Origin of the sequence: Caldimicrobium thiodismutans (assembly GCF_001548275.1) — a bacterium.
GTDB classification, from domain to species: Bacteria; Desulfobacterota; Thermodesulfobacteria; order Thermodesulfobacteriales; family Thermodesulfobacteriaceae; genus Caldimicrobium; species Caldimicrobium thiodismutans.
The window spans coordinates 80500-105647 of the sequence record NZ_AP014945.1 but is presented as its reverse complement, the minus strand read 5'-3'; the positions used below and the strand labels follow the sequence as shown (position 1 = coordinate 105647).

The window sequence follows — 25148 nt, the reverse complement described above, 5'->3', positions numbered from 1 at the left end:
GAAAATGGAAACTAAAGAGCCGAATAAAAAGGGACTTCTCAAATTTGTGCTTACAAGGCCGCATTTTATTTTGGCTATAATTCTTGCTTTTTCTCTTCTTGGGATGATAGCCATAAAGAATATGTATCAAAAGCTCTTTCCAGATGCTAATAGGCCTCAAATTGCTGTAGTAGTTATAGAACCGGGAGCCTCTGCCAAAGATATGGCTGAAAATATTGCTATACCTATTGAAAAACAACTTCATACCCTTGGCCTTGTTAGGAAAGTTGAATCAACTAGTAAAGATGAAGTTTCAGTAATAAAAGTTGAATTCGAATATGAAAAAGATATAAATACTGCCGCAACTGAGGTTCAAAATGAACTTTCTAAAATCAGACCTTTTCTTCCTAAGGACATTCAGGAGCCTCAAATCTATAAAATTACAGACGCAACCCCTCCTGTTATAGTTATTTCCGTCTCTCCTAAGGATCCATCCCTTTCTCTTGCTGATGTTCGTCAAATAGCAGAAAATCAAATCAAAAATTATTTTCTTTCCTTACCAGAGGTTTCCAATGTGGATGTCTTCGGAGGCTATATTAAAGAGGTTTTTATCGAAATTGATAGAGATAAACTCAATCAATATAATCTTAGGCTTTCTGATGTTATTACAAAGATTCAGGAAACCAATTTAGATGCACCTATTGGATTTATTTCCAATACTGCTAACTCTATTCTTATAAAGTCTCTAAATAAAGGAAAAACTCTTGATGAGATTAAAAATATTTATATTTTCAATAATATTAAACTCAAAGATATTGCTACAATTAAATATGATTATTACACTAATACTTCTCTTTATTATGGAAATGGTAAAAAAGCTATTGCTCTTGCCATTCAAAGACAGCTTACAGGAGATACACTTCGCACTATAAAAAAGGTAAAGGACCTTATTCCCCAGTTAGAAAAAGAATTTCCTGCTCTACGGTTTGAGATCGCAGACTCTCAAGAAAGAATAATTCATCTCAGTAATTTGAATATGCTTGAGGCCTTACGAGATGCCATCATTATGACCTCACTTGTAATACTCTTCTTCCTTGCCAATTTTAGGCAGATGTTAATAGCTTCTCTCTCTATTCCTTTTGTATATCTGACAACTATAGCTATAATGTGGTTTATTGGTTTGGAATTTAATATTGTTACTCTTTCAGGGATAATCCTGGCTTTAGGAATGTTAATTGATGATGCAGTGGTTGTTTTAGAAAATATTGAGAGGCACTTGCATGAACTCAAAGAACCGGCAAAGGAGGCTGTTCTTAATGGCACAAGAGAAGTTATGTTTGCAGTCCTTGCTGGAACAATTGCTACCGCTGTAGTTCTTATTCCTATTCTCTTTGTAGGAGATTATCCTCAAAAAATTTTTCGCCCGCTTGCCACCACCCTTCTCATTGCTGTAATTGTTTCTTACTTTATCTCTATTACCTTTATTCCTCTTATTGCTCCTTATTTATTAAAAAAGAAGGGGACCAAAAACAAAATAGAAGAAACGCTTTACAAATTTTCTGAAAGCTTACTTATACCTTTAAAAAATATTTATATAGACATTATTGCCTTTATATTTCAAAATAAAAAACTATCTTTGCCTTTATTTCTATTTGCTGTAATGATGTTTATAATTTCCTTACGCATAATTATTCCGACTGTTGGTAGAGAAATAATGCCACCAATGGATACAGGAATTGTAAAAGGTAGTATTACTGCAGACAGCAATCTTTCCATAGAAGAAATGGAAAAAATTGTTCAAAGTATCTCTAAAATATTAACTCAGGACAAAAGAGTAATAATGTATTCTATAGGTGTTGGCTCAGAACCAGGTATTTTTACAATGGGAGAGGCAGAGAACCCTCAAACTATTAATCTAACCATTCATTACATAGATAGATTTCATAGGAAGAAAAATATTTGGGAAATAGAAAAAGAATTAAGAGAGAAAATTTGGCAAATTCCAAATTTAAAATATGTCCATATATTTGACTATGGTGCTACTCCTCTTTCAACCATTAGAGGAAATCTTGATGCTATGCTCAGTGGAGATAGTTTAGAAGAACTGGATAAATTAGGACAGAGTCTTCTCAATTTAGCCTATCAAACTAAAGGGCTGGTTTCGGTTTCCAGAAAATGGGATATGGATAAAGAGGTTTATAATCTTAAAATTGACAATCAAAAAGCACTTTTTTATGGACTCACACCTTATAATATTGTAGCTCAACTTACTGCTAAGATTAGAGGGATACCTATTTCATATTTTAATGTATCCAATGAAAATAGTCTAAAAATTAGATTTGTTTATAGAAAAGAGCAAAGAAGTGATATCCTTGATTTAAATTCTCTATATCTCGATTCTCCCCGAGGAAAGATTCCTCTTTTGGCTATTAGCGAGATAGAAAAACAAAAAGAGCCTACTATTATCACCAGACAGGGTCTAAAATATACTTTAGACATAATAGGTTATCGGGAAACAACTGCTATATCTCACATTATGAATAGTTTTACTGAAGTTCTTCAAAAGGCAAAATTTAAACTTCCGGCAGGTTATTCTTTATCGCAAGAAGGAGATGTCAAAATGATGATGGATACCATCTTGAGAATTGTTAAAGCCCTTTTGCTTGGTATGCTTTTACTTTTCTTTACTCTTGCTCCTGCCTTTAGATCCTTTCTTGCACCTGTTGCTGTGATTGTGGCTATTCCTCTTTCCCTTATCGGGTCTGCCTGGTCTATTCTTGCTATGGGATATCATCAGTCTATGCCTGGATTAATGGGAACAATCCTTTTAGCTGGAATAATTACCAAAAACTCTATTTTGCTTATTGATTTCATTGATATGGCTATTAAAGAAGGAAAAACCTTAGAAAGGGCCATTCTTGAAAGTATTAATATAAGAACGAGACCTGTTTTAATGACTGCCTTCGGAACAGCTGTAGGTATGATTCCTATTGCTTTGGGATGGGCCTTAGGACTTGAACGCTTAGCCCCCCTTGGCACCGTTGCTATTGGAGGCCTTATTTTTGGGAGCTTTTTAACCTTGATCTATGTTCCTTTATTCTATTATTATTTATTGAAATTAAAGCTTCGCTTAAAGGAAGTGGCAACAAAACATTGATTTAAATTCCACCAAGAAATCTTTTTAAAAAATTAAAACTAATCTGTTTTAATAATTTCTCTTCTGACTCGGAGATAGCAGAAAAAACTTGATAATCAATACCCTCTCTGAAGATCTCTTCTTTATAAACCTCTTTCCAGGTAAGGGCAAGTTCTTTATCCACTTCAAGGTGAAATTGGAGCCCAACACTTTTTCCATAAACAAAGCCTTGATTTTCATATTTTTCTGAAGAAAAAACCCTTTCTGCTCCGCCTGGAAGATCAAAGGTATCTCCATGCCATTGAAAAACCTTTAATCTTTCAGGAAAATCTGAAAAATAGGGATGATCCCCAGTTTTTATAACCTCCATCCAGCCTATCTCTTTTCCCCTGTCTCCAGGATAAACCTTTGCACCAAGCACTTTGGCAAGCATCTGGGCCCCAAGACAGATCCCAAGAACAGGAATATCCCTTTTTAAAGCGGCCTCCATGAGCTTAAATTCATAGGCTAAAAAATCATATTTATCCTCTTCATAAGCCCCCATATATCCTCCAAGCACAAAAAGGGCCATATATTCTTCAAGAGGCTGAAACAGTCGCTCTCCTTTAGGAGTATCAAGATAGGTCCATTCAATCCCCAGGTTCTTTAATATTCCTTCAAAGGCAGAAAGATGCTCAATTTCCACATGTCTTATCGCTAAAATTTTCATAAAATGCTCCCTCCCCCTCTTAATCTTTTCTACTTTTTAAGCCTTCCTGCGGGCAGAAAATCTTTTCCCGATCTTTATTATCCCTGCTTGCGCTCTCATAAATAACCATTGGTCACAGGCATTCGGTAATCCTTTCCAAGGGCCCTTCTGGTTATCTTTGGCCCAAGGGGAGCCTGTTTTCTCTTATATTCAGCTATTTTTAGCATATGAAAAACCCTGTTAACCGTTTTCTCCTCAAAGCCTCTTTCTATGATTTCAGAAGGGGTGAGGCCCTCTTCTAAGTAGAGCTTGAGAATTTCATCAAGGATTTCATATGGAGGAAGAGTGTCCTCATCCCTCTGACCAGGTCTCAGCTCTGCAGAGGGGGCTTTCTTAAAAATCCTTTCTGGAATCACCGGATCTAAGGAATTTCTATAACGGGCAAGCCTGTAAACAAGGGTTTTATATACATCTTTTAGAGGCGCAAAGCCTCCTGCCATATCTCCATAAATGGTGGTATAACCTGTTGCAGACTCACTCTTATTAGAGGTTGAAAGAACAAGCAGACCTTCCCGATTGGAAAGATAAAAGAGGAGATTGGCTCTGATTCTTGCCTGGAGGTTTTCCTCAGCTACAGTAAAATCTTCAAAACCAAGGGTTTTTTTGATAGTTTCTCTATAACTATGAAAGATTTCAGTAATGGGAATTTCAATAAGAGGAATTCCTAAGTTTTTAGCAAGTTCCCTTGTATCCTCAAAGGACTCCCTTGAAGTAAATTCACTTGGCATAAAAAGGGCTTTTACTTTTTCCTTTCCAAGGGCATCAACTGCAAGAACAGCTGTTAAGGAAGAATCAATACCTCCTGAAAGCCCGAGTATAACCCCTTTGAAGCCATTTTTGTAAAAATAATCCTTTAAAGCAAGTTTTAAAGCCAGATAAATCTCTTCCTCTTCTTCAGGATTTTTAAAGACCTTTCCTTCAAAAAAGGGGAGCTCTTTTTTAATACCTATTCCTTTAACAAAGGGTATCTCACTTGACGACTCTTCTCTAAGACGGGGTTCAAGGAGCCTACCTGAGCAAACTTTTTTCTTTTCTATGCTAATTACTAATAGATCTTCTTCAAAGACCTTTGCTCTTGCTATAATTTTACCTTCAGGTGAGATAACAAGTGACCTTCCATCAAGAATTAGCTCATCCTGTCCACCAACCATATTCACATAAACCACATAACATTGATTATCTTCAGCTCTGGCTTTAAGTAAATTTTCTTTGAATTCATATTTTCCTTTATGATAAGGAGAGGCATTAAGACTAACAATAACATCAGCTCCTGCCAAGGCATAGATTCTCTCTACACCCGAGGGATACCAGATATCTTCACAGATTGAAACCCCGATATTAAAGCCATTTACCGCAAAGAAAAGAAGATTATCCCCTTTTTTAAAATAGCGCTTTTCATCAAAGACTCCATATTGAGGAAGATATCGCTTGTAATACGCTCCTACAATCTCTCCCTTGTAAAGAAGAAAAGCTGCATTATAGAGATCTCCCTTATAAAGGGGAATTCCAATTAAACAGGGAGAGGTTAAATCCTTACTTTTCTTAAGTAGATTATCCAGATATTTCTTACAATCTGAAAGAAAGTCTCTTCTTAAAAGGAGATCCTCTGGGGGATAACCTGTTAAGGCAAGCTCAGGAAAACAGACAAGGTGTGAACTCTTATCCAGCTCTTTCCAAGCCTTCAGTATCTTTTCAAAATTACCAGAAAGATCCCCAACCTTTGGATTAATCTGCCCAATCCCGATATTTAAATACATGTAAAACTCTTAACAAAATTTATACCCAAAAAAGGCCCTCCAAATCTTTAATATATCAGGAGATATTCAAAAAAAAAGAGCACAAAAATGTCAAAAGTTACAAATTTGTATCTCTGCTCTGATAGATATTTATAGTGTAAAAGCTTTATACCATCAGCAAATCCAAAATGTGTTTTTCAAGCATAAGTTCAATCTCATACCTGGGAAAAAATTAAATATTAAAAAAATAAATATTAAAACCAAAAAATCCCTCTTACTTTTTTGAAAGATGATCTTTGAGAAGAGAGGCTTTATTTTGCTTTTGCCAGAAATTTTTGCCTTGTATTAAAATCATAAAACTCTGAACACCTGCGGGAAAGGACTCCCTTTATCCTTTCCCCTATCCTTGAAAAAATTTGAACATAAAAGTTAAAAAAACCCAAGCACATTAGACTCTTTTAAAACCCAAAATTTACTCTTAAGCCAAAGATATGACCTCTCCGATCCTCAAGATCTTCCTTCAAATCATCTTTCATATACTGCCAATCAAGAGTAAAAGTTGAAGTAAATTTTTTCTCTACTTCATAAATGGGAAGGGCAAGATAGGCCTCAAAGGCTTTTGTGGATCTTAATTCTTCATGCTTAGAAGGGGCTTTTAGGTAGGCGTATCCTGCCCCAAAGGTAAGAGCCCTATTAAAGACCTTGCATTTATACTCAAGTCCAAGGGAATACATATTCTTATAATCCACCCTTGCTGAATCATCTTGAAAACCTGCCCTGAGGAAAATTCCCAGTCTTTCCTTTATAATATCCTGATCAAAGGAGACTCCCCATCCCTTTCGGGCCTTTTTGTTTTCTTCCTCCCAGTCGGGAAATTTTTTACTGGTTGTAAATCCATAGATTCTATAGTTTCCCTCTCCAAGAGCTGATTCAAGTTTATAACCAAGCTGAAGGGCATAATAATTATAGTTTTTCCGATGGAATCTACTATTTTCTGACTCCTCGGTCTTACTTTGCATCCCAAGAATTCTTAAATGAAAGGGTCCTTTTTCTAATTCAAGGGCTCCACCATAATCATAACTCACAATATTGGCAAGGGGATTATTTACAAAGGCTTCATTCATAAACTGAGTTATCTCATCATTAGCAAAGCGATTGTCATCAATAAAGGCAGTTCCATCAATGATCCCAAGGGTTGCCTTAAAGGTGAAATTTCCAGGTAAATTAAAGGTTCTTTTATACCACAACTCTTGAAGGTGATCCCTTGATCTTCCATTAATGTTATGAAGGTCATCTCTTAGGTCATCCGCATTAGGAGAAAGCACAAAGGGATTTACCTTTTTAAGGCCATTTTCTTTGGCAAAACTTGCCCTTAATGAAAATTCATCAACCTCTGTAGGTTTAAAGTTTAGTCTTCCATCAAGAACTAAAGACCCCCTATCCCTGTCCTTAAAATCTCCTTTTCTATGCTCAAGCCACTGGTGAACCCAGGTCAAATTGGCTTCAAGAGAAACCTTCTCATTTAACTCAAGGGCCTTAGCAGAACCTGAAGAAAACATTATTCCCAAAACTAAGGTAGAAACCATCAGAACCCTCTTCATAGCCTCCCCTCCACTTGCAGATTATTTCTTATATTACACTATTAAAAATTTAATGCCATTTTTTGTGAAAATTTTAACTTTATTATGAAAAGCCTAATAATTTTCCCAGTTGATACACCAAAAGAGCGCAAAACCAGGCAATTAAACTGTGGAGCAAAATAGCCTGCCCGTATAATTTAAAGGTGCCAAGTTCAGCCTTAAGAGCGATACCATACACAAAGCATGGCCAGTAGAGGAGAACAAAGACCATAAAGCTTAAGGCTGAAAGGGGTGTAAAATGCTTCTGAAGTTCAGAAATTAAGCCTTTTTCCTCTTCTTTAACTTCAGGAGAAAGGGTGGCTATACCAAAGGTAGAAATTACATTGGAAAGGGCTTCCCGGGTTTTTTCAAAGAAATTTAAAGATATTTCCTTTATATCAGAAAGAAGGTTAAGCTCTTTTTTCTCTTGAGCTTCTTCACTTGCTACATAGATCTGTGCCATAGTTGAGACAACAACTTCCTTTGCAAGAAGGCCTGCCATCAGGCTTGAGGCACTCTGCCAGTCTCCAAAACCAAGGGGCTTAAAGACTGGAGCTAAACTTTCTCCAACTTTACCCAGTAAAGAATCTTCAGGTTTTTCAGGCTTCCAGGGAAGATTAAGTAAGCACCATACCAAAACATTAATCAGGAGGATCCATGTTCCTGCTTTGATAACAAAATGTCTCAATTTCATCCAGGTATGAACTCGCAAATCCCTAAGAGTAGGGAATCTATAGGGGGGAAGTTCCATTACAAAGGGTGAGCTCTTTCCTTTATAAACCACCTTATGCATTAAAATCCCTACAGCCATTGCTATCGCTATACCAAGGACATAGAGAAAAAAGAGAACTGTTCCGGATGAGGCTTGAAAGAAGGCTGTAATAAAAACTACATAGACAGGAAGTCTTGCGCCACAAGACATAAAGGGCAAGAGAAAAAGGGTGAGTTTTCGTTCCTTTTCCTGTTCAAGGATTCTTGTGGCATAAACAGAAGGAACATTACAACCAAAACCCATAAGCATAGGAATGAAAGATTTACCTTGAACCCCAAAGGCTCGCATAATTCTATCCATTAAAAAAGCAGCTCTTGCCATATAACCAGAACTTTCAAGAAAGGTAATTAAAAGCATGATCATTCCAATTACAGGTATAAAAGAAAAGATAATTCCCACACCCCCAATCACACCATCAAGCAAAAGAGAGGAAAGCCACTCAGGAGCATGAAGGGTCTCTAAACCAAAGCTTACCCAATTTTTAAGAGGCCCATTTATGGTTTCATCAAGAAAATCTACATAGGGATTGGCTATGTCAAAGGAAAGTTTAAAAAGAAACCACATCATAAGCAGAAAAAGAGGAATTCCCAGGTAACGATTTAATAATATGTTGTCAATTTTTTCTGTTAGGGTGATTTTTCTTACCTCAGGTCTTGAGAGAACCTGTTTGGCAACCCCACCAGCCAACCCATAGCGTATATCTGTAAGGAAACTTTCAAAATCCATACCGTGAACCCTTTCAATATGGTCTAAATAATTTTTTAGAAGCTTCCTCTCATATTTAATCCCCAGGTTTTTTAATAACTCCTCATCTCCCTCAAGAACCTTTAAAATGATCCCTTTAGTGAGAACCTCTTCCTTTAATTCGGGATTAAAGAAGAGAAGATGAGTCCTTGTGTTTTTAAGGATGGCTTCAAGGTCTTCCCCATAAAAGAGATTTTTAGGAGGCCTTCCCTCTTCATAGGCCTCAAGCACTGCCCTTTTTAATTCTTCCACTCCCTCACCCCTTGTAGCTACTGTTGGAACAATCCTTAGGCCCAGCAATTCCTCAAGAAGGGGAATATTTATCTTAAATCCCAATTTCTTAGCCTCATCATACATGTTTAAGGCAACCACCATAGGGATTTCAAGCTCCATTAACTGAATCACAAAAAACAGATTTCTCTCAAGATTAGTAGAATCAACCACACAAAGGATCACATCAGGTCTCTGGGTGAAGAGGAAATCTCTGGTAATCTTTTCTTCAAGAGAAAAGGGAGTAAGACTATAGGCTCCAGGAAGGTCAATGAAATGCAAAAGATGGTCTCCTACCTTTAAGGAAACTTCTTTCTTTTCAACGGTAACCCCTGGCCAGTTCCCTACCTGAAGCTTTGCTCCTGCAAGAGAATTGATAAGAGTAGATTTCCCGGTATTGGGGTTTCCACAAACTGCAATTCTAATCTCCCTCATTTTATCACCTCCAATTCAATAAGATCTCCTTCACTTTTTCTCAAAGAAAGATGATAACCCTTGATTACTACATCAATAGGGTCTCCTAAGGGGGCAACCTTTTCAACCACTACCTCCTCCCCAGGAAGAATTCCCATGGTTTGAAACCTTCTCCTTAAAGTGCCCTCCCCCTTGATTTTAACAATTCTTCCCCTCTGCCCTGGTTTCAACTCCGAAAGCCTCATCATCCCCACCCCCCACTATTAATATTTCACCTTAATAGCCTCTAATTCCTCCTTAGTGATCTCCTTCCATCTCTTTAAGGTCCAGTTTCCTACCCACTTCTTAAAAAGCTCAAGATTCCTCTGCCTTTCTTCCTCTGTGTCCCCAAGATATTTATACATATTCCCTGGCTTCCCATCAGGAGTATTCTTCCCATCATCAAGCCTTCTCATGATGGCTCCTGTATCCCTCCAGCCCACATAAAAAATCAAATGACTGTATGTATCCATCCTTGGTCCCTTACCCTTGGAAAGCCATTTACTCTTTTCTTCTTTAAATCCATCATACTCAGGTGAATCAGGCCCGTGACAGCTTATGCACTTAGAATCCATAACAGGTTTGATGTGCTTCCGATAAGTAATTTCCTCTGCTTTACTTAAATTCACAAAGGCAAAACTCATTAGAAGAAAAAGCACCCCTTTTCTCATAACTCCACCTCCCTTTTTTATGTTTTTTTAACGAAAATTTTCATGGCAAGACCCCTACTTAAAGCAAGTTGCGTGTTTTCAAAAAAAATAATTATGGGTTGGCCGGGTTTGTTTTTTATAACAAGCACTCTTATCCCTGGTCTTAATCCAAGTGAAAAAACTTTTTTAAATTTCTGCCTTTCTTTCTTACAAAAAAGACAGCCTCCAGAACAAAGGGGAATTTCATGGTTTTCAAATTCTTGAAGACTATCTTGATCCCTGATCTCAACAACAACCCCCTCTTCTCCCTCTTTCATCAATCCTAAAGGCATCATTTTTCCTACCCCCTTTTATATTGATTTTTAAATTGAAAATCAATCTCAATTTTATGTTATAAGATAATATATTCTTCATATACAAAGCTAAAGACTCCCCAAAGAAATTTATTTAAGCACTTTGGTTAAAAGGTAATGAGGAGCAAAGTTTTTTGCAAAATCAAAATAGTTTTTATTTTCTAAATATAATTTTCCAATTTGAATAATTCCTCTTGCCCAATCTTCTTGAGCTTTCCGAATCATTTGAAGGGTTATCATAGCCTTCCCTCCTTCTTTTAATTCAATCAAATTCTTTAATTTTTAAATCAATTATTAAAAGTTTTCAAGATTTTTTCTTCAATTATCTTTTTGATAGCACAAAGACCTGCCTGTTTACAAAAAATACATTTTTCAGGGGAAAAGCCCTTGGCACATCTCACCATCTCATGGGACACACATCTTGTAAGAACAACAATGTAATCTGCATTTTTTAATAATTTTTCCAGATCTTTTTTAGGTTGATTGATAAAATTTATTTCAAGACCCAGGGACTTTGCATATTTCTCAAGATAAGGACCAAAGCGGTCATACCCACCAAGAACAACAATCTTCACAAGAAGTTCACCCCCCCAAAGCTATAATTTTAATTGAAATTGAAATTGAAATTGAAATTCATTTATAACAAAAATTTTTGTTTTGTCAAGAGGGGGTAAAAATTTTTCCTGTCCGCCCAATAATATAAAGGAACATGTAACGAGAAAACACAAAGGTTTGCCAATAGCCCCATACACAAGTTTCATAAGTTTATATCCTTACAAGAAAAAAAAGTGGGGTAAAAGGGGAATTAGATATCTATACAAGGGAAGCTTTACAAGTCTGAAAGTAACACAGGCAATCTTGCCTGTGGAGTCAACTATGAAAAATTATAAGCATAGTAAAAACCTCCTTGAGAAGGAATATTATGATAAGTAGTAGAAGGATCAAAATATTTTTTATATTTGAGAAGTGCATAAATAATTCTCAAAAGTTTATGAGCGGTGGCCAAAACCGCTTTTTTATAAGGCAATCCTTGTCTTTTTCTCCTCTCAAAATAGCTCCAGAATATAGGATTGTGTCTGATTACATTAATACTCATAAGCCATACAACCCTTCTCAAATGCCTATTTCCTCGTTTAGAAATCTTGCTCTTTCCTTTAAAGTTTCCAGATTCATAAACAGCAGGATCAAGTCCTGCATAGGCAATCAATTGTTTGTAAGATTGAAATCTCTTTATATCTTGAATTTCAGCAAGAAAATGAAGCGCTGTAATTTCTCCAATTCCCTCAATAGAAAGGAGGATATCAAGGTCCTGGCAAGCGGAAATCTCTTTACAAGCGGATTTAAGAAGTTTTTCAATTTCTTTAAGGGTTTCCTGAAGGAAGAAGAGTTCTTGAATGGTTCTGGAAAGAATATATTCTTTTGCGGGCCAATTTTGAGCTATAGAATATTCAGCAAGGGCTTTTATTTCTTTAGCAGAAATGGCGGGTTTTTTACCTTTTTGAGAGGAGAGTATATTTTCAATTTCCTCAAGAGAGGCTTTTTTAATAGCTTTAGCAGAGGGGAATTTTTCAAGAAGTTTAAGAATGGAGGTATTGTAGATATTGACGGTTCTTTCAAGTTCAGGGAAGGTAACGACCACAAGTTTTTCGAGGTTATTTTTTCTTTTAGCGATTTCTTGAGAAATTCTTTCTCTTTCTCTGGCAAGGTCTTTAAATTCTTCAGAAGTAAAGGCCTGGGGAGGTAGTTTTTGATGGAATTGAGAAAGGAAGATGGCGATAGTTTTAGCGTCTATGGCATCGGTTTTGGTTTTTCTAAGAGAGAGTTTAGCAAAATTTTTAATGAGAATTGGATTAAGGATGACGCAAGTGAAGTTATGATTAACGAGGTAGGTGATGAGATTAAGATGATAACAACTGGAGGATTCAATACCGATAAGGATGGATTTTTTTAAGCCTTGAGGGAGAGCTTTTGTAAAGGAACTGATGCCCTGGTAGTCAAGAGGGTAGGACTGGTTAAAGAGGACATTTTGAGAGGAATCAATGAGGCAGGCATGAAAGAAGTTTTTGGAGACATCAAGGCCTACAAAGTAGGTGTAGTGCATAGGTGGACCTCCTTTTATTTTGTTTTAGTAAGGCAGGGGACCTGCTCACCAATCCTCCAACTTGACGAGGGTTTACAAACCCAACCAACTTATAATGGTTTAAGCAGGCAGGCAACAAACTCCACTGAGGGCTTAAAAGCCCAGGTAAAATGGAGTTGCCCTGCCTTACTCTCTTTTCCATGTTTCTATTATAACCCCTATATATGCAAAAACTTAGGTAATAACATAACAAATTTTTCGTAGGAGGTAAATATGGGAAAAAAAGAATTTACTCGAAGGGATTTTTTAAAAACAGCCGGAGCTATTACTGCTATGACAGTTCTTAGCGATATTCCCTCTACACTTTTTGCTGAAGAAAGAAAGCTTGTCAGATTTCCTGAAAAAACAGAGTTAATTCTTCTCACCTCAAGGCCCCCTCAACTCGAAACCCCTCTTCATTATTTTAAAGAATTAATTACTCCTAATGAAGCTCTTTTTGTAAGATGGCACATTGCCAATATTCCAACCTCTGTTGATTTAACTAAATGGAGACTAAAGATAAATGGCAATGTGAAACAACCTTTTGAATTATCTATGGAAGATCTAAAAAGTAAATTTGAAAAGGTTAGTTACACAGCTGTTATTCAGTGTTCAGGAAATGGCCGAAGTTTCTTTAATCCAAGAGTAGCAGGGGGACAATGGAAAAATGGTGCTATGGGAAATGTGACCTGGTCAGGGGTTAGACTTAAAGATATACTCAACATGGCAGGGATAAAGATTGGCTCAGTGGAAGTTGCTTTTAATGGTCTTGATTCAGGGCCACTTTCCTCTGTTCCGGATTTTGTAAAAACTCTCCCCATTGATAAGGCCCTGGAAGAGGACATCATAGTTGCCTATGAAATGAATGGTAAACCTCTTCCTATGCTTAATGGCTTTCCTGCAAGGCTTGTTGTCCCGGGTTGGTATGCAACATACTGGGTAAAGGCCCTAATTGAAATTACTGTTCTTGACAAACCTTTTGAGGGATTCTGGATGAAAACTGCCTATCGAATACCTGATAATCCCTGTGGTTGTGTGGAACCAGGAACAAATCCTAAGAAGACTGTTCCCGTTAGTAGAATGACTACAAGATCTCTGATAATTGAACCTCAGGATGGAGCTATCTTTAAAAGGGGTAGAGAAATTAATATTATGGGAATAGCTTTTTCAGGGGGATATAGTATAAAAGATGTAATTGTATCTATAGATGGAGGAACGACATGGCATACCACAAGGCTTGGCAAAGATTTAGGTAGATACTCATGGATTCAATGGTTTTATAGTTTTAAACCCACAAAATCTGGTAAATATGTATTAATGGCAAGAGCTACAAATAGTATTGGTGAATCTCAGCCCTTTGAAAGTTTGTGGAATCCAGCAGGCTATCTTTGGAATAAAATAGAAAAAATAGAAATAGTAGTTGAATAAGGAGGAGAAAAATGAAAAAAATAATAATATGGATCTCTGGATTAATATTAGTTAGTGGAGTTTCTTGGGCTATTTCTCAGGATTCAGTAAAATCTATTGAGCTTCCACCTATCCAAGTTGAACTTAAAGCAGGGAAAGGAAAGGAGAAAGTGGAGACCTATTGCAATATTTGTCATAGCACAGATTACATAATTATGCAACCTAAATTTTCAAAAAATAAGTGGTCAGAAATAGTTAATAAGATGATAAAAGTATATGGAGCGCCAATTCCTGAGCCTGATGTTGAGGTAATAATCAATTATCTTACTATTAATTATGGGACCAAATAAGGGGGTGAAAAGATGAAAAAAATTATCATAAGTTTAGCCATAAGTATAAGCTTCCCTTCTATTTTAGCCTTTTCTGGAGAACCATTAAAAGGAAAAACAGGGGAGGTCCTATTTAGGGAACATTGTGCTATTTGTCATCCCAATGGAGGAAATATTATTAATCGTAGCAAGACTTTACATAAAAAGGATCTTGACGCCAACAATATTAAAACTCCTGAAGATATAATTAGTAAAATGCGAAACCCTGGGCCTGGTATGCCGAAATTTGGGGACAATTATATTCCTGATGAAGAGGCCAAAAAAAATAGCAGAATATATCCTTCAAACTTTTAAATAGAAAATATTTATATTGTACCCCTCAAGGTGTAATTAATATATTTAATCTCTCTTAAAACCTTCGTCCTATCTAACATATTGAGCTTTTGAAAAATCTATTCAAGATTAAATTTGGATTCCCAAAGAATTAAACCTTTGCATAAATTCATATCCTTACAAGAAAAAGGAAGTGGGGCAAAAGGGGAATTAGATATCTATACAAGGGAGGTTATACAAGTCTGAAAGTAACACAGGCAATCTTGCCTGTGGAGGCAAATTACACTCCCATGTATGAAAGAAACACAGACAAGAATGTCTGTGCTACAACAGACCCACAAAAAATTCAAGGGGTATAAAATTTTAAACCCCTACTTAAGGAAAGATTTTGCAGATTTTTTATCCTTTCTTTCCGAAGGGGAACGGGTATGTGGAAAGATTTAATTTGTGTTAGGCCCAAAGAAAAAATCCTATAGAGTCTCAAAAGATATGGAATTATACAAAACTTTGAAAAAGAAATTTTTAGGGTATATTTATGGTAAATGATTTTACCATAGGGGGTGGATGCAGGATGGCTAAAGAATGGCCTTTTCAGATAAAAATTGAGCCCTTAAAAGAGGAGTGGTTTAAGAAAGCCTGGGAAAGACTTGATAATCTTACAAAACCCAAGGGTAGCCTTGGCAGGCTTGAGGAACTTGCAGCCCAAATGGTGGCTATTTTTGAAACCCCCTACCCTAAAATAAATAAAAAACTAAGTTTTGTCTTTGCAGGGGATCATGGGGTTACGGAGGAAGGAGTTTCTGCTTTTCCTAAGGAGGTTACAGCGCAAATGATTTATAATTTCTTGAGAGGAGGAGCTGGCATAAATGTTCTTGCCAGATTTTCAGGAGCTGAGGTCAAAGTGGTGGATGTAGGTGTGGATTGTAAGTTTGAAAATATTCCAGAGCTTATCGATAAAAAGGTATGTTTCGGAACAAGAAATTTTGCCAAAGAGCAGGCCCTGACAAGGGAAGAGGCCTTAAGGTGTATAGAGGTAGGTTATGAACTTGCAAAAGAGGCTATTTCAGAAGGGTATAATCTTATTGGAATTGGAGATATGGGGATTGGTAATACGACACCTTCTTCAGCTATTACTGCAGTAATAACAGGAAGACCTGTTGAAGAAGTCACAGGAAGAGGAACAGGAATAAATGACCATTTCTTTCAGCGAAAAATTGAGGTAATTAAAAAAGCAATAGCTCTTCACAAGCCTAATCCTGAAGATCCTATTGATGTTCTTTCTAAGGTTGGTGGGGCTGAAATCGGGGCCTGTGCAGGTGTTGTGCTTGCTTGTGCAGAAAGGAGAGTGCCTGTTGTTATGGATGGCTTTATAACTGGAGCAGGGGTTTTAATCGCATATAAAATTAATCCCCTGGTCAAAAATTATGTGATCGCTTCACATAGATCTATGGAAAGGGGGCACCAGGCCCAGCTTGAATACATGGGGCTTTCTCCCCTTCTTGATCTCAATCTTAGACTTGGTGAGGGAACAGGGGCAGCTCTTGCCATGCTTCTTATTGAGGCTTCTCTAAAAATCTATCATGAAATGGCAACCTTTGACTCTGCAGGAGTCTCCAAAAATCTCCATTAACCATGTTTAAAGGGCTTTTACTTTCAGCCTCTTTTTTGTGGAGAATCCCTATAAAAATTGGGAAAATTACAGAAAAGGACTTTGAAAGAGCACTAATTTTCTTTCCTGTAATAGGAGCCCTTGAAGGAATAATAATTTTTTTTCTTTCAAGCCTTTTAGCACCATATCTTCCAGAAGATATCCTCGCCCTTTTGCTTCTTTTAACCCTTTTGCTTCTGAGGGGTATCTTTCATCTTGATGGCCTTTCTGATACCTTTGATGCTTTATCCTATAAAGGAAGTGGTAATCCTGAAGAAGATAGAATTAAAAGACTTGCTATTATGAAAGATAGCACTGTTGGAGTTTCTGGAGTTACAACCATAGTGGTGAATCTTCTCTTGAAGTTTCTTTTAATAAAGGAAATACTCAACCAGAATAATTTAAGTTTCCTGTTTCTGCCCTTTTTTCTCTCAAGGGCGCTCTTACTTATAATCATCTATTCTTCTCAGCCAGCAAGAAAAGATGGCCTTGGTTTTCTAATGAAAAAAAGCTTAAAACCCTCTGGCCTTGCTCTTGGTCTCGCTCTAAGTGTGTTTATTTGGGGGGTTTTTGTTTTTTCACAACAATTCTTAAAAATTTATCATTTCCTTTTGATTTTATGTATAAATTTATTAATATCTTTTTACTTTAAGAACAAATTTGAAAAAGCCTTTTTGGGACTTACAGGGGATAATTATGGTGCTCTTGTTGAAATTATAGAGGGGGTTACCCTTTTTTATGGAGCGGTTTTATGGGAAAGGCTTTAATGATTACAGGAACAGGCTCTTCTGCTGGAAAATCCTTTCTGGTAACAGCCCTTTGCAGACACTTTGCTAAAAAAGGAATAAGAGTTGCTCCTTTTAAGGCACAAAATATGAGTCTTCAGAGCTTTGTCTGTAAGGATGGAAGCGAAATCGGGCTTGCTCAGGCTTTACAGGCCATGGCCTCTTACCTTGAGCCTGAAAAGTATTTTAATCCCATTCTTTTAAAACCTGAAGGAAATCAAAAAAGCCAGGTTCTTCTTCTTGGAAAACTCTATAAAACCCTTTCTGCCAGAGATTATTATCAGGAAAGAGATCTGCTGTGGGAAACTGTGAAAGAGGTTCTTGATTATCTTAAAAATAAGTATGAGCTTATTCTTCTTGAGGGGGCTGGAAGTCCTGCTGAAATAAATCTCCTTGAGGTTGATCTTGTTAACATTAAACCTGCTCTTTATTTGAAGTGCCCTGTTCTTCTTCTTGGTGATATTGATAAAGGGGGAGTTTTTGCTTCTATCTTTGGAACCTTTGAGCTATTAAAAAGATTTAAACCAGAATATGCCCATCAACTTTTTGGTTTTATTATTAACAAGTTTAGAGGAGATGAAAGGCTTCTTCGCTCTGGAATTGAAAGACTTAAAGAACTTACTAAGCTCAAATCCCTTGGAATACTTCCTTATAAAGAGGATTTGAAAATCTCTGATGAAGATGGCTTTTCATTTTTTGGAAAACCTAAAGCCTTAAAAAGGGGGGAAGTCAAGCTTGTTATTCTTCCCTTTAGGCGCATTTCAAACTTTTATGACTTTGATCCCTTTTATCTTGAAGAGGATGTAGAGATTTCTTATTCCTTTAGAGAGGAAGAGCTTCTTTCAGCAGATATCATCATTCTTCCTGGAAGTAAAAATACATTAAGCGACCTTTTATGGCTTAAAGAAAAAGGTATTGATGAGATTATAAAAAAAGCCCTCAACCGAGGGGCAGAAATTATCGGAATTTGTGGGGGATTTCAAATGCTTGGAAAGGTCCTTAAAAACCCCTATAAACTTGAGGGAGATCTTGAGGAAATGAATGGCCTTGGCTTTCTTGAAATAGAAACCACTTTTTATCCTGAAAAGATCACAACTCAATGTTATGCAAAGTCGCTTGAAGAAAATTTCCCAGGAGAAAATCTCTGGGGTTTTGAAATTCACAAGGGCATCTCCGCAGGAGATTTAAATCTTTTTGAAATCTTTCGCTTAGCTCATGGAGAAACCCTAAGGGATGGCTCCAAAAAAGGAAATGTTTGGGGGACTTATCTTCACGGGATTTTTACTAATGATAACTTAAGAAGAGCCCTCATAAATCGCCATCGTTTAAAAAAAGGTTTACCTGCACTTCCTGTAAAAGTTTCTTATTGGCAAGAGGTAAACGAGGCTTTATCTGATCTTTCTGATTTTGTGGAAAAACACTTAGACATGAAGGCTATCAATCAACTCCTTGGACTTTGAAGATGACCCCTTTTGAGATTAAAGGTTATCACATAGCCCTTTCCTTTTTTCTTGACTTAATTATTGGTGATCCCAGAGGTTTTCCTCATCCTGTTTCAGGAATTGGGAAAATTATCTCAATCTATGAAGAGCCCTTTAGAAGATTAAAAATATTTTCAGAAAAGGTTAAAGGAATTCTCTTTTTCTTTGCGGTAAATCTCACAGTGCTTCTTATAACCCTTTTCTTTCTGTTGATTTTGGAAAGCCTCAAGAATAACTATTTTATGCTTTCAGAAGTTTTATTTATTTTTACTATTTCTCTTTTTCTTGCCTTAAAAGGGCTTATCACCACAGGTCTAAAAATTGAGGAATATCTTCAGAAAAAAGAAATAGCGCTGGCAAGAGGGGAACTTAAGGCCCTTGTTGGAAGGGATACAGATAATTTAGAAAAAAATTCTATTCGCAAAGCTATCCTTGAGAGTTATGGAGAAAATCTTAATGATGGAGTGATTGCTCCTCTTTTCTGGCTTTCCCTTTTTGGCCTTCCAGGGATAATTTTTTATAAAACAGTAAATACCCTTGATTCCATGGTAGGCTATAAAAATGAAAGGTATATTCACTTTGGCTGGTTTTCTGCCAAAATGGATGATCTTTTAAATTTTATTCCTGCAAGATTAACCGCTTTACTTATAGTTCTTTCTTCCTCTATTTATTTTGGCATTTCTTCAGGATGTAGGGCTCTTAAATGGACTTTTAGATATGGCCCAAAACATCCCTCTCCTAACAGTGGATATCCTGAGGCTGCACTTGCTGGTGCACTTGGAGTAAGACTTCTTGGACCTGCCTATTACGGAGGAAAACTCGTTGAAAAACCCTATCTCGGAGAAGATTACTTAACAAATTTAGAACAGGCTATCCCCTTAGCCAAAAATCTTTTATACTTAAGCAGTTTTTTTATGCTTTTTATAATCTTAATTTTTAAAGGGCTTAAATGACTGATTTAAACTTTCTTCAAAAATTTACTGAGCATGGTGGAAATGTTTATTATTATGCAAAAAATTTAAAGCTTTCACCTTTTGAAATCATAGACTTAAGTTCTTCTGCAAATCCTCTGATTAAAAAATTTCTTAAAATAAACTCTAAAAAACTTTTAAGTATTCTTGAATTTTATCCAGATCCAGAGGGGGAAGATTTAAAAGAAGTCCTTTCCAAAACCTATGGTATAGATAAAAAATCTATTGTGATTGGAAATGGGTCCTATGAACTTCTTCAAGGGCTAATACTAATTTTGCCTGAGAGAACAAAATTTTTTCTTCCTGAACCAACCTTTGTAGGATATAGAAAAATTCTTAAATTAAAGGAAAAATCAAAAATTTATACCCACTTTTCCCTTAATCCGGAAGAACATCTCGAAGCTATTGAAAAATTTCTAAAGAAGGAAAGTAAAGGAAAGGCAGTAATTATTTGCCATCCAAACAATCCAACAGGATTAGTTTTTAACAAGGAGGCTCTCTCTACTTTAATCTCTAAATATGAAGAAACCTTTTTTATAATTGATGAAGCCTTTATTGATTTTGTGGAGGAGGAATCTCTTATCTCCCAAACTAAAACCCATGAAAATCTCTTTATTCTTAGATCCTTAAGCAAATTTTATGGTCTTGCAGGAGTAAGAATTGGATATTTAGTTACTTTAAATCCCCTTCTTTCTAAAGTCAAAGCCTTGGTTCCCACCTGGAGTGCCAATACTCTCTCTCAATATCTTGCCAGAGAACTCCTTTTAAACCAGGAGTTTAAAAAAAGGAGCTTAAAATATTTTCAAAATTTAAAAACCCTTTTTGAGAAAGCCCTAAAAGAAATGGAGGTTAACTTTCTTCCAAGCTATACTAATTTTTATCTACTAAGGCATCTTCCAGGTGGAAAGAATTTTTTCTTCTGGCTCCTTAAAGAAAAACATATCTTGATAAGACCCTGTTTTAATTTTTATGGATTAACTGAAGGGGATTTCAGGGTTTCCCTAAAAGATGAAAAAAGTTTAAAACTTTTTATAGGGGCTTTAAGGGAATGGCTAAAGGCTTTGTAATTTCTGCAACAAGAAGTGGAGAGGGAAAAACCCTTATTACCCTTGGGATTTTACATCTTTTATCTAAAAAGGGATTTAAGGTTCAACCCTTTAAGATCGGGCCAGATTATATTGATCCTAAGTGGCATGCTCTTGCTTGCGGGAGACCCTCTTATAATCTTGATCTCTTTTCCATGGGAGAAAAAAGACTTAAAGGCCTCTTTTATCATAAAAGTAAAGGGTGTATTTACTCTGTAGTTGAAGGAGTAATGGGGCTTTTTGATGGAAAGTATTCTACCTTTAAGGTAGCAAGACTTGTTAAACTTCCCATTATCCTGATCTTAGATACCTATGGTTTAGCAGAAAGTCTTACCTTTGTGGTCAAAGGGTTTGCAGAGAAAATTAAAAGAGCCTCTTTACCTTTTTTTCTTTTTTTAAACAGAGTCTCTTCAGAAAAACATCTTTTAAGATTGGAGAAGGCTTTAAAGAGATATCCAGTTATTGGTTATCTTTTCAGGAATAAAGAATATGAGCTTCCTTCAAGGCATCTTGGACTCTTTCTTCCTGAACATTTTAAGGAGGCAGAAGCCCTTATTTCAGAAGTTGCAGGTGCCCTTGAAATTTCCTTTGATTTGTCCCTGCTTCAAACTTTTGAAAACCCATCTTTTGAGGGTTATCCTCTACCCTCCTTTTTACCTCCCCTTCCATTTAAAAAAGTTGGCCTTGCAAAGGACATTGCTTTCAATTTTTATTATCAACATCTTCTTGATGAGCTCTCTACAAAAAGTGAGCTACTTTTTTTTAGTCCCCTTAGGGATAAAGGACTTCCCTCGCAAGTTGAGGCCCTCTATTTTGGAGGAGGATATCCTGAACTTTTTGCCCAGGAACTTTGCGAAAACCAAACCTTTATAAAGGAGTTGAAGGCCTTTGTTGAGGAGGGAAATCCCCTTTATGCAGAATGTGGTGGCCTTATTTATCTTTCTAAAGGAATCTATTGGAATAAGAGATTTTATCACCTTTCAGGGGTCTTCCCTTATGAAATTGAGAAAAAAGGCTTGACCCTTGGATATAGAAGGGTCTCAATTCTTGAAACTCATCCTTTCTTAGGAGACATAAAAGGTTTTTATGCCCATGAATTTCACTACTCTCATCTAAAAGCGCCTCTTAAGACCTCAAAAATTAAGAAAATCTTTAAGGTTTCAACTCACGAGAAAGAGAGATTTCTTGAGGGATATCGTTATAAAAATGCTCTGGCAACTTATCTTCACTTTCTTGCAACTGAAGAAAAAAATCCTTCAAGGAGTCAACTATAAGAAAACAGGGTAAGGGAAAAATGTTAGCCATGGCAAATTACCTCAGAATTATTAATCCTTTTAGAGAGAAGAACAAGTTAGGCACATCCTTTTTTAGAAATACCTTTATAGCTCTTCCCTTTACCGGGACTCTTAATCACAGGATCAAGCCCTGCATATTTGATGATCTTTTTAAAAGAAGGGTGAATAGTTCTTCAATTTGGCTTTCAAGGAAAAGAGTTTTTGGATGTGGAAAGAAGAGATTTTTTGCAAAAGGGGACATGCTTATCTTATAAACAAAAAATTGTAGGAGGAGGAGAAAAATGGAAAAGATTCTTCTTGTGCTTCACGGAAGTCCAAAGAAGGAGGCTAATTACTGGGATAGTTTTTTAAATCTTCTTTCAGGAGTCTTTCAAAGACCCCGTGATGATTTTAAAATTGCCTTTCTTCAATTTGGACAACCCGATATAAAATCCGCTCTTGAAGATTACATTCGTGAAGGAACTTATAAAATTATTGTGCACCCCTTTTTTTTAAGTTCTGGACTTCATGTCAGTAAGGATATTCCAGAGATTCTTGAAGAAGCTAAGAAAATGTATCCTGAGGTTGAAATCCTTTATACCAGACCCCTTGGTGTTCACGAAAAGCTTGCTGAGATTGTAAAAGAACGAATTGAAGAACTGGGTATAAAAAGTGGCTCTGCCATTGAAATAAAAAGCTTTGAAATTATAGAAAAGGAGGTGGATTTAAGCTCTTTTTCAGAAGAGGAAAAGGTGATTATCAAAAGAGTTATTCATGCCACAGCGGATCCTGAATTTAAGTATACTATGGTCTTTCATGAAGAAGCTATCCCTTTGGCTATAAAAAATCTTAAAATGGGAAAGGATATTCTTGTGGATGTAGAGATGGTTAAAGCAGGTATTTCAAAGAAATTACTTAAGGGAAATCAAGTTTTATCTTATCTTTCTGAGATTACTGAAGAGCCTGAAGAGGGCACTCGCACAGAAAAAGCCATAGAACTTGCCCTTGAAAGGGAAAAAAATCTCGGAATAATAGCTATTGGGAACTCTCCAACTGCCCTTATAAAAGCAGTTGAAATATTAAACAAATATAATATTAAAGATATTGTGGTCATTGGAATGCCGGTAGGCTTTGTTAAAGCCCTTGAATCCAAGCTTCTTCTCTCAACACAGAACTTTCCTTTTATTACCAATTTGAGTAGAAAGGGAGGGAGTCCAGCCTGCTCAGCTGTGATTAATGCCCTCTTGAGGCTTTCTCAATAAAGGGAGAGGTTAGTTAAAATGCTTAAAAAACTCTATCTAATCGGGATCGGTCCTGGAGATCCCAAATATCTAACTCTTGAAGCTAAAAGTCTTATTGAAAAACTCAATCTTTTTCTCATCCCTGAAAAGAAAGGTAAAAAAGAGGAGCTTACCAAGAAAAGAATTGAAATTCTTGAGGTTGTAAAAGGGGGAAAAACTTATCAATGTATATATCTTCCTTTTCCAGAAAGGAAAAGAGGCATAAACTATAGGGAAAAAGTAAAGGAGTGGCGAAAAGAAAAGGCTGAGATTTTGAGGGAAGCTCTTTTGCATATTCAGGAAGAGGAGGTAGGTTTTTTAATCTGGGGAGACCCTACTCTCTATGATGGACACCTTGATATTCTTCATGAAATTGCAGAAGAAATGAAGCTCTCTTTTGAGGTGATACCAGGTCTTTCCTCTTTTCAGGTGCTTGGTGCAAAAATGAAGGTCTCTCTAACAGATCTTGCTACTCCTTTAACCTTGCATACCCCCAGAAGCCTAAGAAACGCAAAGGAAATTAAACATCCAGTCGTGGTTTTTCTTGACAACTATGAAACCTTTAGTCTCTTTAAAGATCAGCCCCTTAAGATTTACTGGGGAGCCTATGTGGGAGGGAAAGAAGAAATCTTTAAAAGTGGCACTTTAAAAGATATCTCTGAGGAAATTAAAAATCTTAGAAAAGAGCTTAAAAAAAATAAAGGCTATCTTATGGAAATTTATCTTTTAAAACCTGAAAGATAAAAGTATGGTTAAAGTTTTACATATTCTGGGAATTGGCTATAAGCCCTTAACTCAAGAAGAGGAAGCTCTTCTCCTTAAGATCCCTAAAATCTATTGTCTTAAAGGCACTCTCAAGCTCTTTGAAAGATACCCCCAATTTGAAAAGATTAAGGAAAAAATAGTCCTCTTTTCAAGAGTAAGTGAGCTTATCTCTGTGTTAAAAAAAGAGCTTGATGAAGTGATAGTTCTTGCAGGAGGAGATCCCCTTTTTTGCGGAATAGGTGAGACTTTGCTTAAAGAATTTCCAAAGGAGTTTATAAAGATTTATCCAGACTTAACTACTCCCCAGATTCTCTGTGCCAGGCTAAAAATTCCTTTTTATAAGGTCCGAGTAATTTCCATACATGGACGTTACTTTAGTGAAGAAATGTTTTTAAGAGAAGTTTCCTTAAATCCTTACCTTTTTGTCTATACCGACCCTGAGAAAAATCCAGCCTTTTTAGCTTCTCTTCTTTTGGAAAAGGGTTTTGAAACCTTAACTCTTTATGTGGGTGAGAAACTTAATTATCCTGATGAAAAAATCACCTTGGGAGGCCCTGAAAAGATATCTAAAAAAACTTTTTTAGAACCATGTTCTCTTTTAATTGAAAATCCTAAATGGGGAAGCCATCCTATTTTAGGATTGAGGGAAGAAGAAATCCTTCATGAAAAGGGAATGATTACCAAAGATTCAGCAAGGGCAGTAATTCTTCACCAACTTGAACCCCCACAGAAAGGGATTATCTGGGATATAGGAGCTGGGTCTGGTTCTGTAAGCCTTGAACTTGCAAGGCTCTCTCCCCATCTTGAAATTTATGCCATTGAGAAGGAGAAAAATTGTTGCAAAATTATTGAAAAAAACTGTAAAAAATTCTTCATTACCAATATTAAAATCATTGAGGGTAAAGCCCCTCAAGTTCTAAAGGAACTTCCTTCCCCTGATAGAGTCTTTGTGGGTGGAACCGGAGGTAAATTAAAAGAAATTCTTCTCTATCTTGAAGGCCTTGAAAATTTAAAAATTAAAGTCTTTTCTTTTGTTACCTTTGAAAATTTAAATGATGCCCTGTGCTTTTATAAAGAAAAAAATTATAAACTTGATCTTATTCAACTTCAAATTCATAGATTTAGCTCTCTTAAAGACTATCACTATCTGAAGCCAGAAAATCCCCTTTTTATTTTAAAGGTATTACGAGCCTGATACTTTCAAATAAAGA

At 36.3% G+C, this 25148-nt stretch carries 24 protein-coding genes; 13 read left to right on the top strand and 11 right to left on the bottom strand.

Features of this window, described 5'->3' with window-relative positions:
- Positions 1-4 precede the first annotated feature (4 nt).
- On the top strand, positions 5-3136 hold the full coding sequence (locus THC_RS00490; RefSeq protein WP_068511779.1) for an efflux RND transporter permease subunit: 3132 nt from the start codon (positions 5-7) through the stop codon (positions 3134-3136).
- 1 nt (position 3137) lies between these two features.
- Here the strand turns inward: THC_RS00490 and THC_RS00485 are convergent, their stop codons facing one another.
- The 10 genes from THC_RS00485 to THC_RS00445 all read right to left on the bottom strand — a co-directional run bounded on the left by THC_RS00485 (position 3138) and on the right by THC_RS00445 (position 12561).
- Complete coding sequence (locus THC_RS00485) at positions 3138-3824, bottom strand: type 1 glutamine amidotransferase (protein ID WP_068511776.1); 687 nt, start codon at positions 3822-3824, stop codon at positions 3138-3140.
- A 95-nt stretch (positions 3825-3919) separates the two neighbouring features.
- Positions 3920-5620, bottom strand: a complete 1701-nt coding sequence (locus THC_RS00480; protein ID WP_068511773.1) for an NAD+ synthase — start codon at positions 5618-5620, stop codon at positions 3920-3922.
- Between the two features lie 437 nt (positions 5621-6057).
- The gene (locus THC_RS00475) at positions 6058-7200 is read right to left on the bottom strand and encodes a carbohydrate porin (RefSeq protein WP_068511770.1); all 1143 of its coding nucleotides are present in this window, start codon (positions 7198-7200) and stop codon (positions 6058-6060) included.
- A gap of 82 nt (positions 7201-7282) precedes the next feature.
- Positions 7283-9439 carry a ferrous iron transport protein B gene (gene feoB, locus THC_RS00470; RefSeq protein ID WP_068511765.1) on the bottom strand — a complete coding sequence of 719 codons (2157 nt, stop codon included), beginning with the start codon at positions 9437-9439 and terminating at the stop codon, positions 7283-7285.
- On the bottom strand, positions 9436-9666 hold the full coding sequence (locus THC_RS00465; protein WP_197650969.1) for a FeoA family protein: 231 nt from the start codon (positions 9664-9666) through the stop codon (positions 9436-9438). The genes feoB and THC_RS00465 overlap by 4 nt, the downstream gene beginning before the upstream one ends.
- A 15-nt stretch (positions 9667-9681) precedes the next feature.
- Positions 9682-10128 (bottom strand): cytochrome C, encoded by a 447-nt coding sequence (locus THC_RS00460; RefSeq protein WP_068511759.1) that lies wholly within the window; start codon positions 10126-10128, stop codon positions 9682-9684.
- A 17-nt stretch (positions 10129-10145) separates the two neighbouring features.
- Positions 10146-10442 (bottom strand): FeoA family protein, encoded by a 297-nt coding sequence (locus tag THC_RS00455; protein ID WP_068511757.1) that lies wholly within the window; start codon positions 10440-10442, stop codon positions 10146-10148.
- Between the two features lie 108 nt (positions 10443-10550).
- The gene (locus tag THC_RS09360) at positions 10551-10700 is read right to left on the bottom strand and encodes a hypothetical protein (RefSeq protein ID WP_153303637.1); all 150 of its coding nucleotides are present in this window, start codon (positions 10698-10700) and stop codon (positions 10551-10553) included.
- 47 nt (positions 10701-10747) lie between these two features.
- Complete coding sequence (locus tag THC_RS00450) at positions 10748-11035, bottom strand: DUF2325 domain-containing protein (RefSeq protein ID WP_068511754.1); 288 nt, start codon at positions 11033-11035, stop codon at positions 10748-10750.
- 299 nt (positions 11036-11334) lie between these two features.
- Positions 11335-12561, bottom strand: a complete 1227-nt coding sequence (locus THC_RS00445) for an IS110 family RNA-guided transposase (RefSeq protein WP_068511752.1) — start codon at positions 12559-12561, stop codon at positions 11335-11337.
- A gap of 252 nt (positions 12562-12813) precedes the next feature.
- On the opposite strand from THC_RS00445, the gene THC_RS00440 reads away from it, so the two are divergent.
- The 9 genes from THC_RS00440 to THC_RS00400 all read left to right on the top strand — a co-directional run bounded on the left by THC_RS00440 (position 12814) and on the right by THC_RS00400 (position 21892).
- Positions 12814-14007, top strand: coding sequence for a molybdopterin-dependent oxidoreductase (locus THC_RS00440; protein WP_068511746.1), 1194 nt, complete (start codon positions 12814-12816; stop codon positions 14005-14007).
- A gap of 11 nt (positions 14008-14018) precedes the next feature.
- The gene (locus tag THC_RS00435) at positions 14019-14336 is read left to right on the top strand and encodes a hypothetical protein (protein WP_068511743.1); all 318 of its coding nucleotides are present in this window, start codon (positions 14019-14021) and stop codon (positions 14334-14336) included.
- Between the two features lie 12 nt (positions 14337-14348).
- Complete coding sequence (locus tag THC_RS00430) at positions 14349-14669, top strand: c-type cytochrome (RefSeq protein ID WP_197650967.1); 321 nt, start codon at positions 14349-14351, stop codon at positions 14667-14669.
- A gap of 550 nt (positions 14670-15219) precedes the next feature.
- Positions 15220-16278 (top strand): nicotinate-nucleotide--dimethylbenzimidazole phosphoribosyltransferase, encoded by a 1059-nt coding sequence (gene cobT / locus THC_RS00425; protein ID WP_068511740.1) that lies wholly within the window; start codon positions 15220-15222, stop codon positions 16276-16278.
- A gap of 2 nt (positions 16279-16280) precedes the next feature.
- Positions 16281-17063 (top strand): adenosylcobinamide-GDP ribazoletransferase, encoded by a 783-nt coding sequence (locus THC_RS00420; RefSeq protein ID WP_068511736.1) that lies wholly within the window; start codon positions 16281-16283, stop codon positions 17061-17063.
- The gene (locus THC_RS00415) at positions 17048-18541 is read left to right on the top strand and encodes a cobyric acid synthase (RefSeq protein WP_068511733.1); all 1494 of its coding nucleotides are present in this window, start codon (positions 17048-17050) and stop codon (positions 18539-18541) included. Before THC_RS00420 ends, THC_RS00415 begins: the two co-directional genes overlap by 16 nt.
- A 2-nt stretch (positions 18542-18543) precedes the next feature.
- Entirely contained in the window at positions 18544-19515 is a 972-nt protein-coding gene (gene cbiB, locus THC_RS00410; RefSeq protein ID WP_068511729.1) for an adenosylcobinamide-phosphate synthase CbiB, read from the top strand.
- Positions 19512-20600, top strand: coding sequence for a pyridoxal phosphate-dependent aminotransferase (locus tag THC_RS00405; protein WP_068511728.1), 1089 nt, complete (start codon positions 19512-19514; stop codon positions 20598-20600). Before cbiB ends, THC_RS00405 begins: the two co-directional genes overlap by 4 nt.
- Positions 20582-21892 carry a cobyrinic acid a,c-diamide synthase CobB gene (locus THC_RS00400; protein ID WP_068511724.1) on the top strand — a complete coding sequence of 437 codons (1311 nt, stop codon included), beginning with the start codon at positions 20582-20584 and terminating at the stop codon, positions 21890-21892. Before THC_RS00405 ends, THC_RS00400 begins: the two co-directional genes overlap by 19 nt.
- A gap of 77 nt (positions 21893-21969) precedes the next feature.
- Here THC_RS00400 and THC_RS09720 read toward each other — a convergent pair whose 3' ends face one another.
- Positions 21970-22080: a transposase gene (locus THC_RS09720; RefSeq protein ID WP_407922077.1), complete on the bottom strand. Its 111-nt coding sequence runs from the start codon at positions 22078-22080 to the stop codon at positions 21970-21972.
- A gap of 114 nt (positions 22081-22194) precedes the next feature.
- On the opposite strand from THC_RS09720, the gene THC_RS00390 reads away from it, so the two are divergent.
- Genes THC_RS00390 through cbiE form a run of 3 tightly spaced genes read left to right on the top strand, consistent with a single transcriptional unit; the run spans position 22195 to position 25132 of the window.
- Entirely contained in the window at positions 22195-23154 is a 960-nt protein-coding gene (locus THC_RS00390; RefSeq protein WP_068511717.1) for a precorrin-8X methylmutase, read from the top strand.
- A gap of 18 nt (positions 23155-23172) precedes the next feature.
- Entirely contained in the window at positions 23173-23916 is a 744-nt protein-coding gene (gene cobF / locus THC_RS00385; protein WP_068511713.1) for a precorrin-6A synthase (deacetylating), read from the top strand.
- Between the two features lie 4 nt (positions 23917-23920).
- Positions 23921-25132, top strand: coding sequence for a precorrin-6y C5,15-methyltransferase (decarboxylating) subunit CbiE (cbiE, locus tag THC_RS00380; RefSeq protein WP_068511711.1), 1212 nt, complete (start codon positions 23921-23923; stop codon positions 25130-25132).
- The last annotated feature ends 16 nt before the right edge of the window (positions 25133-25148 follow it).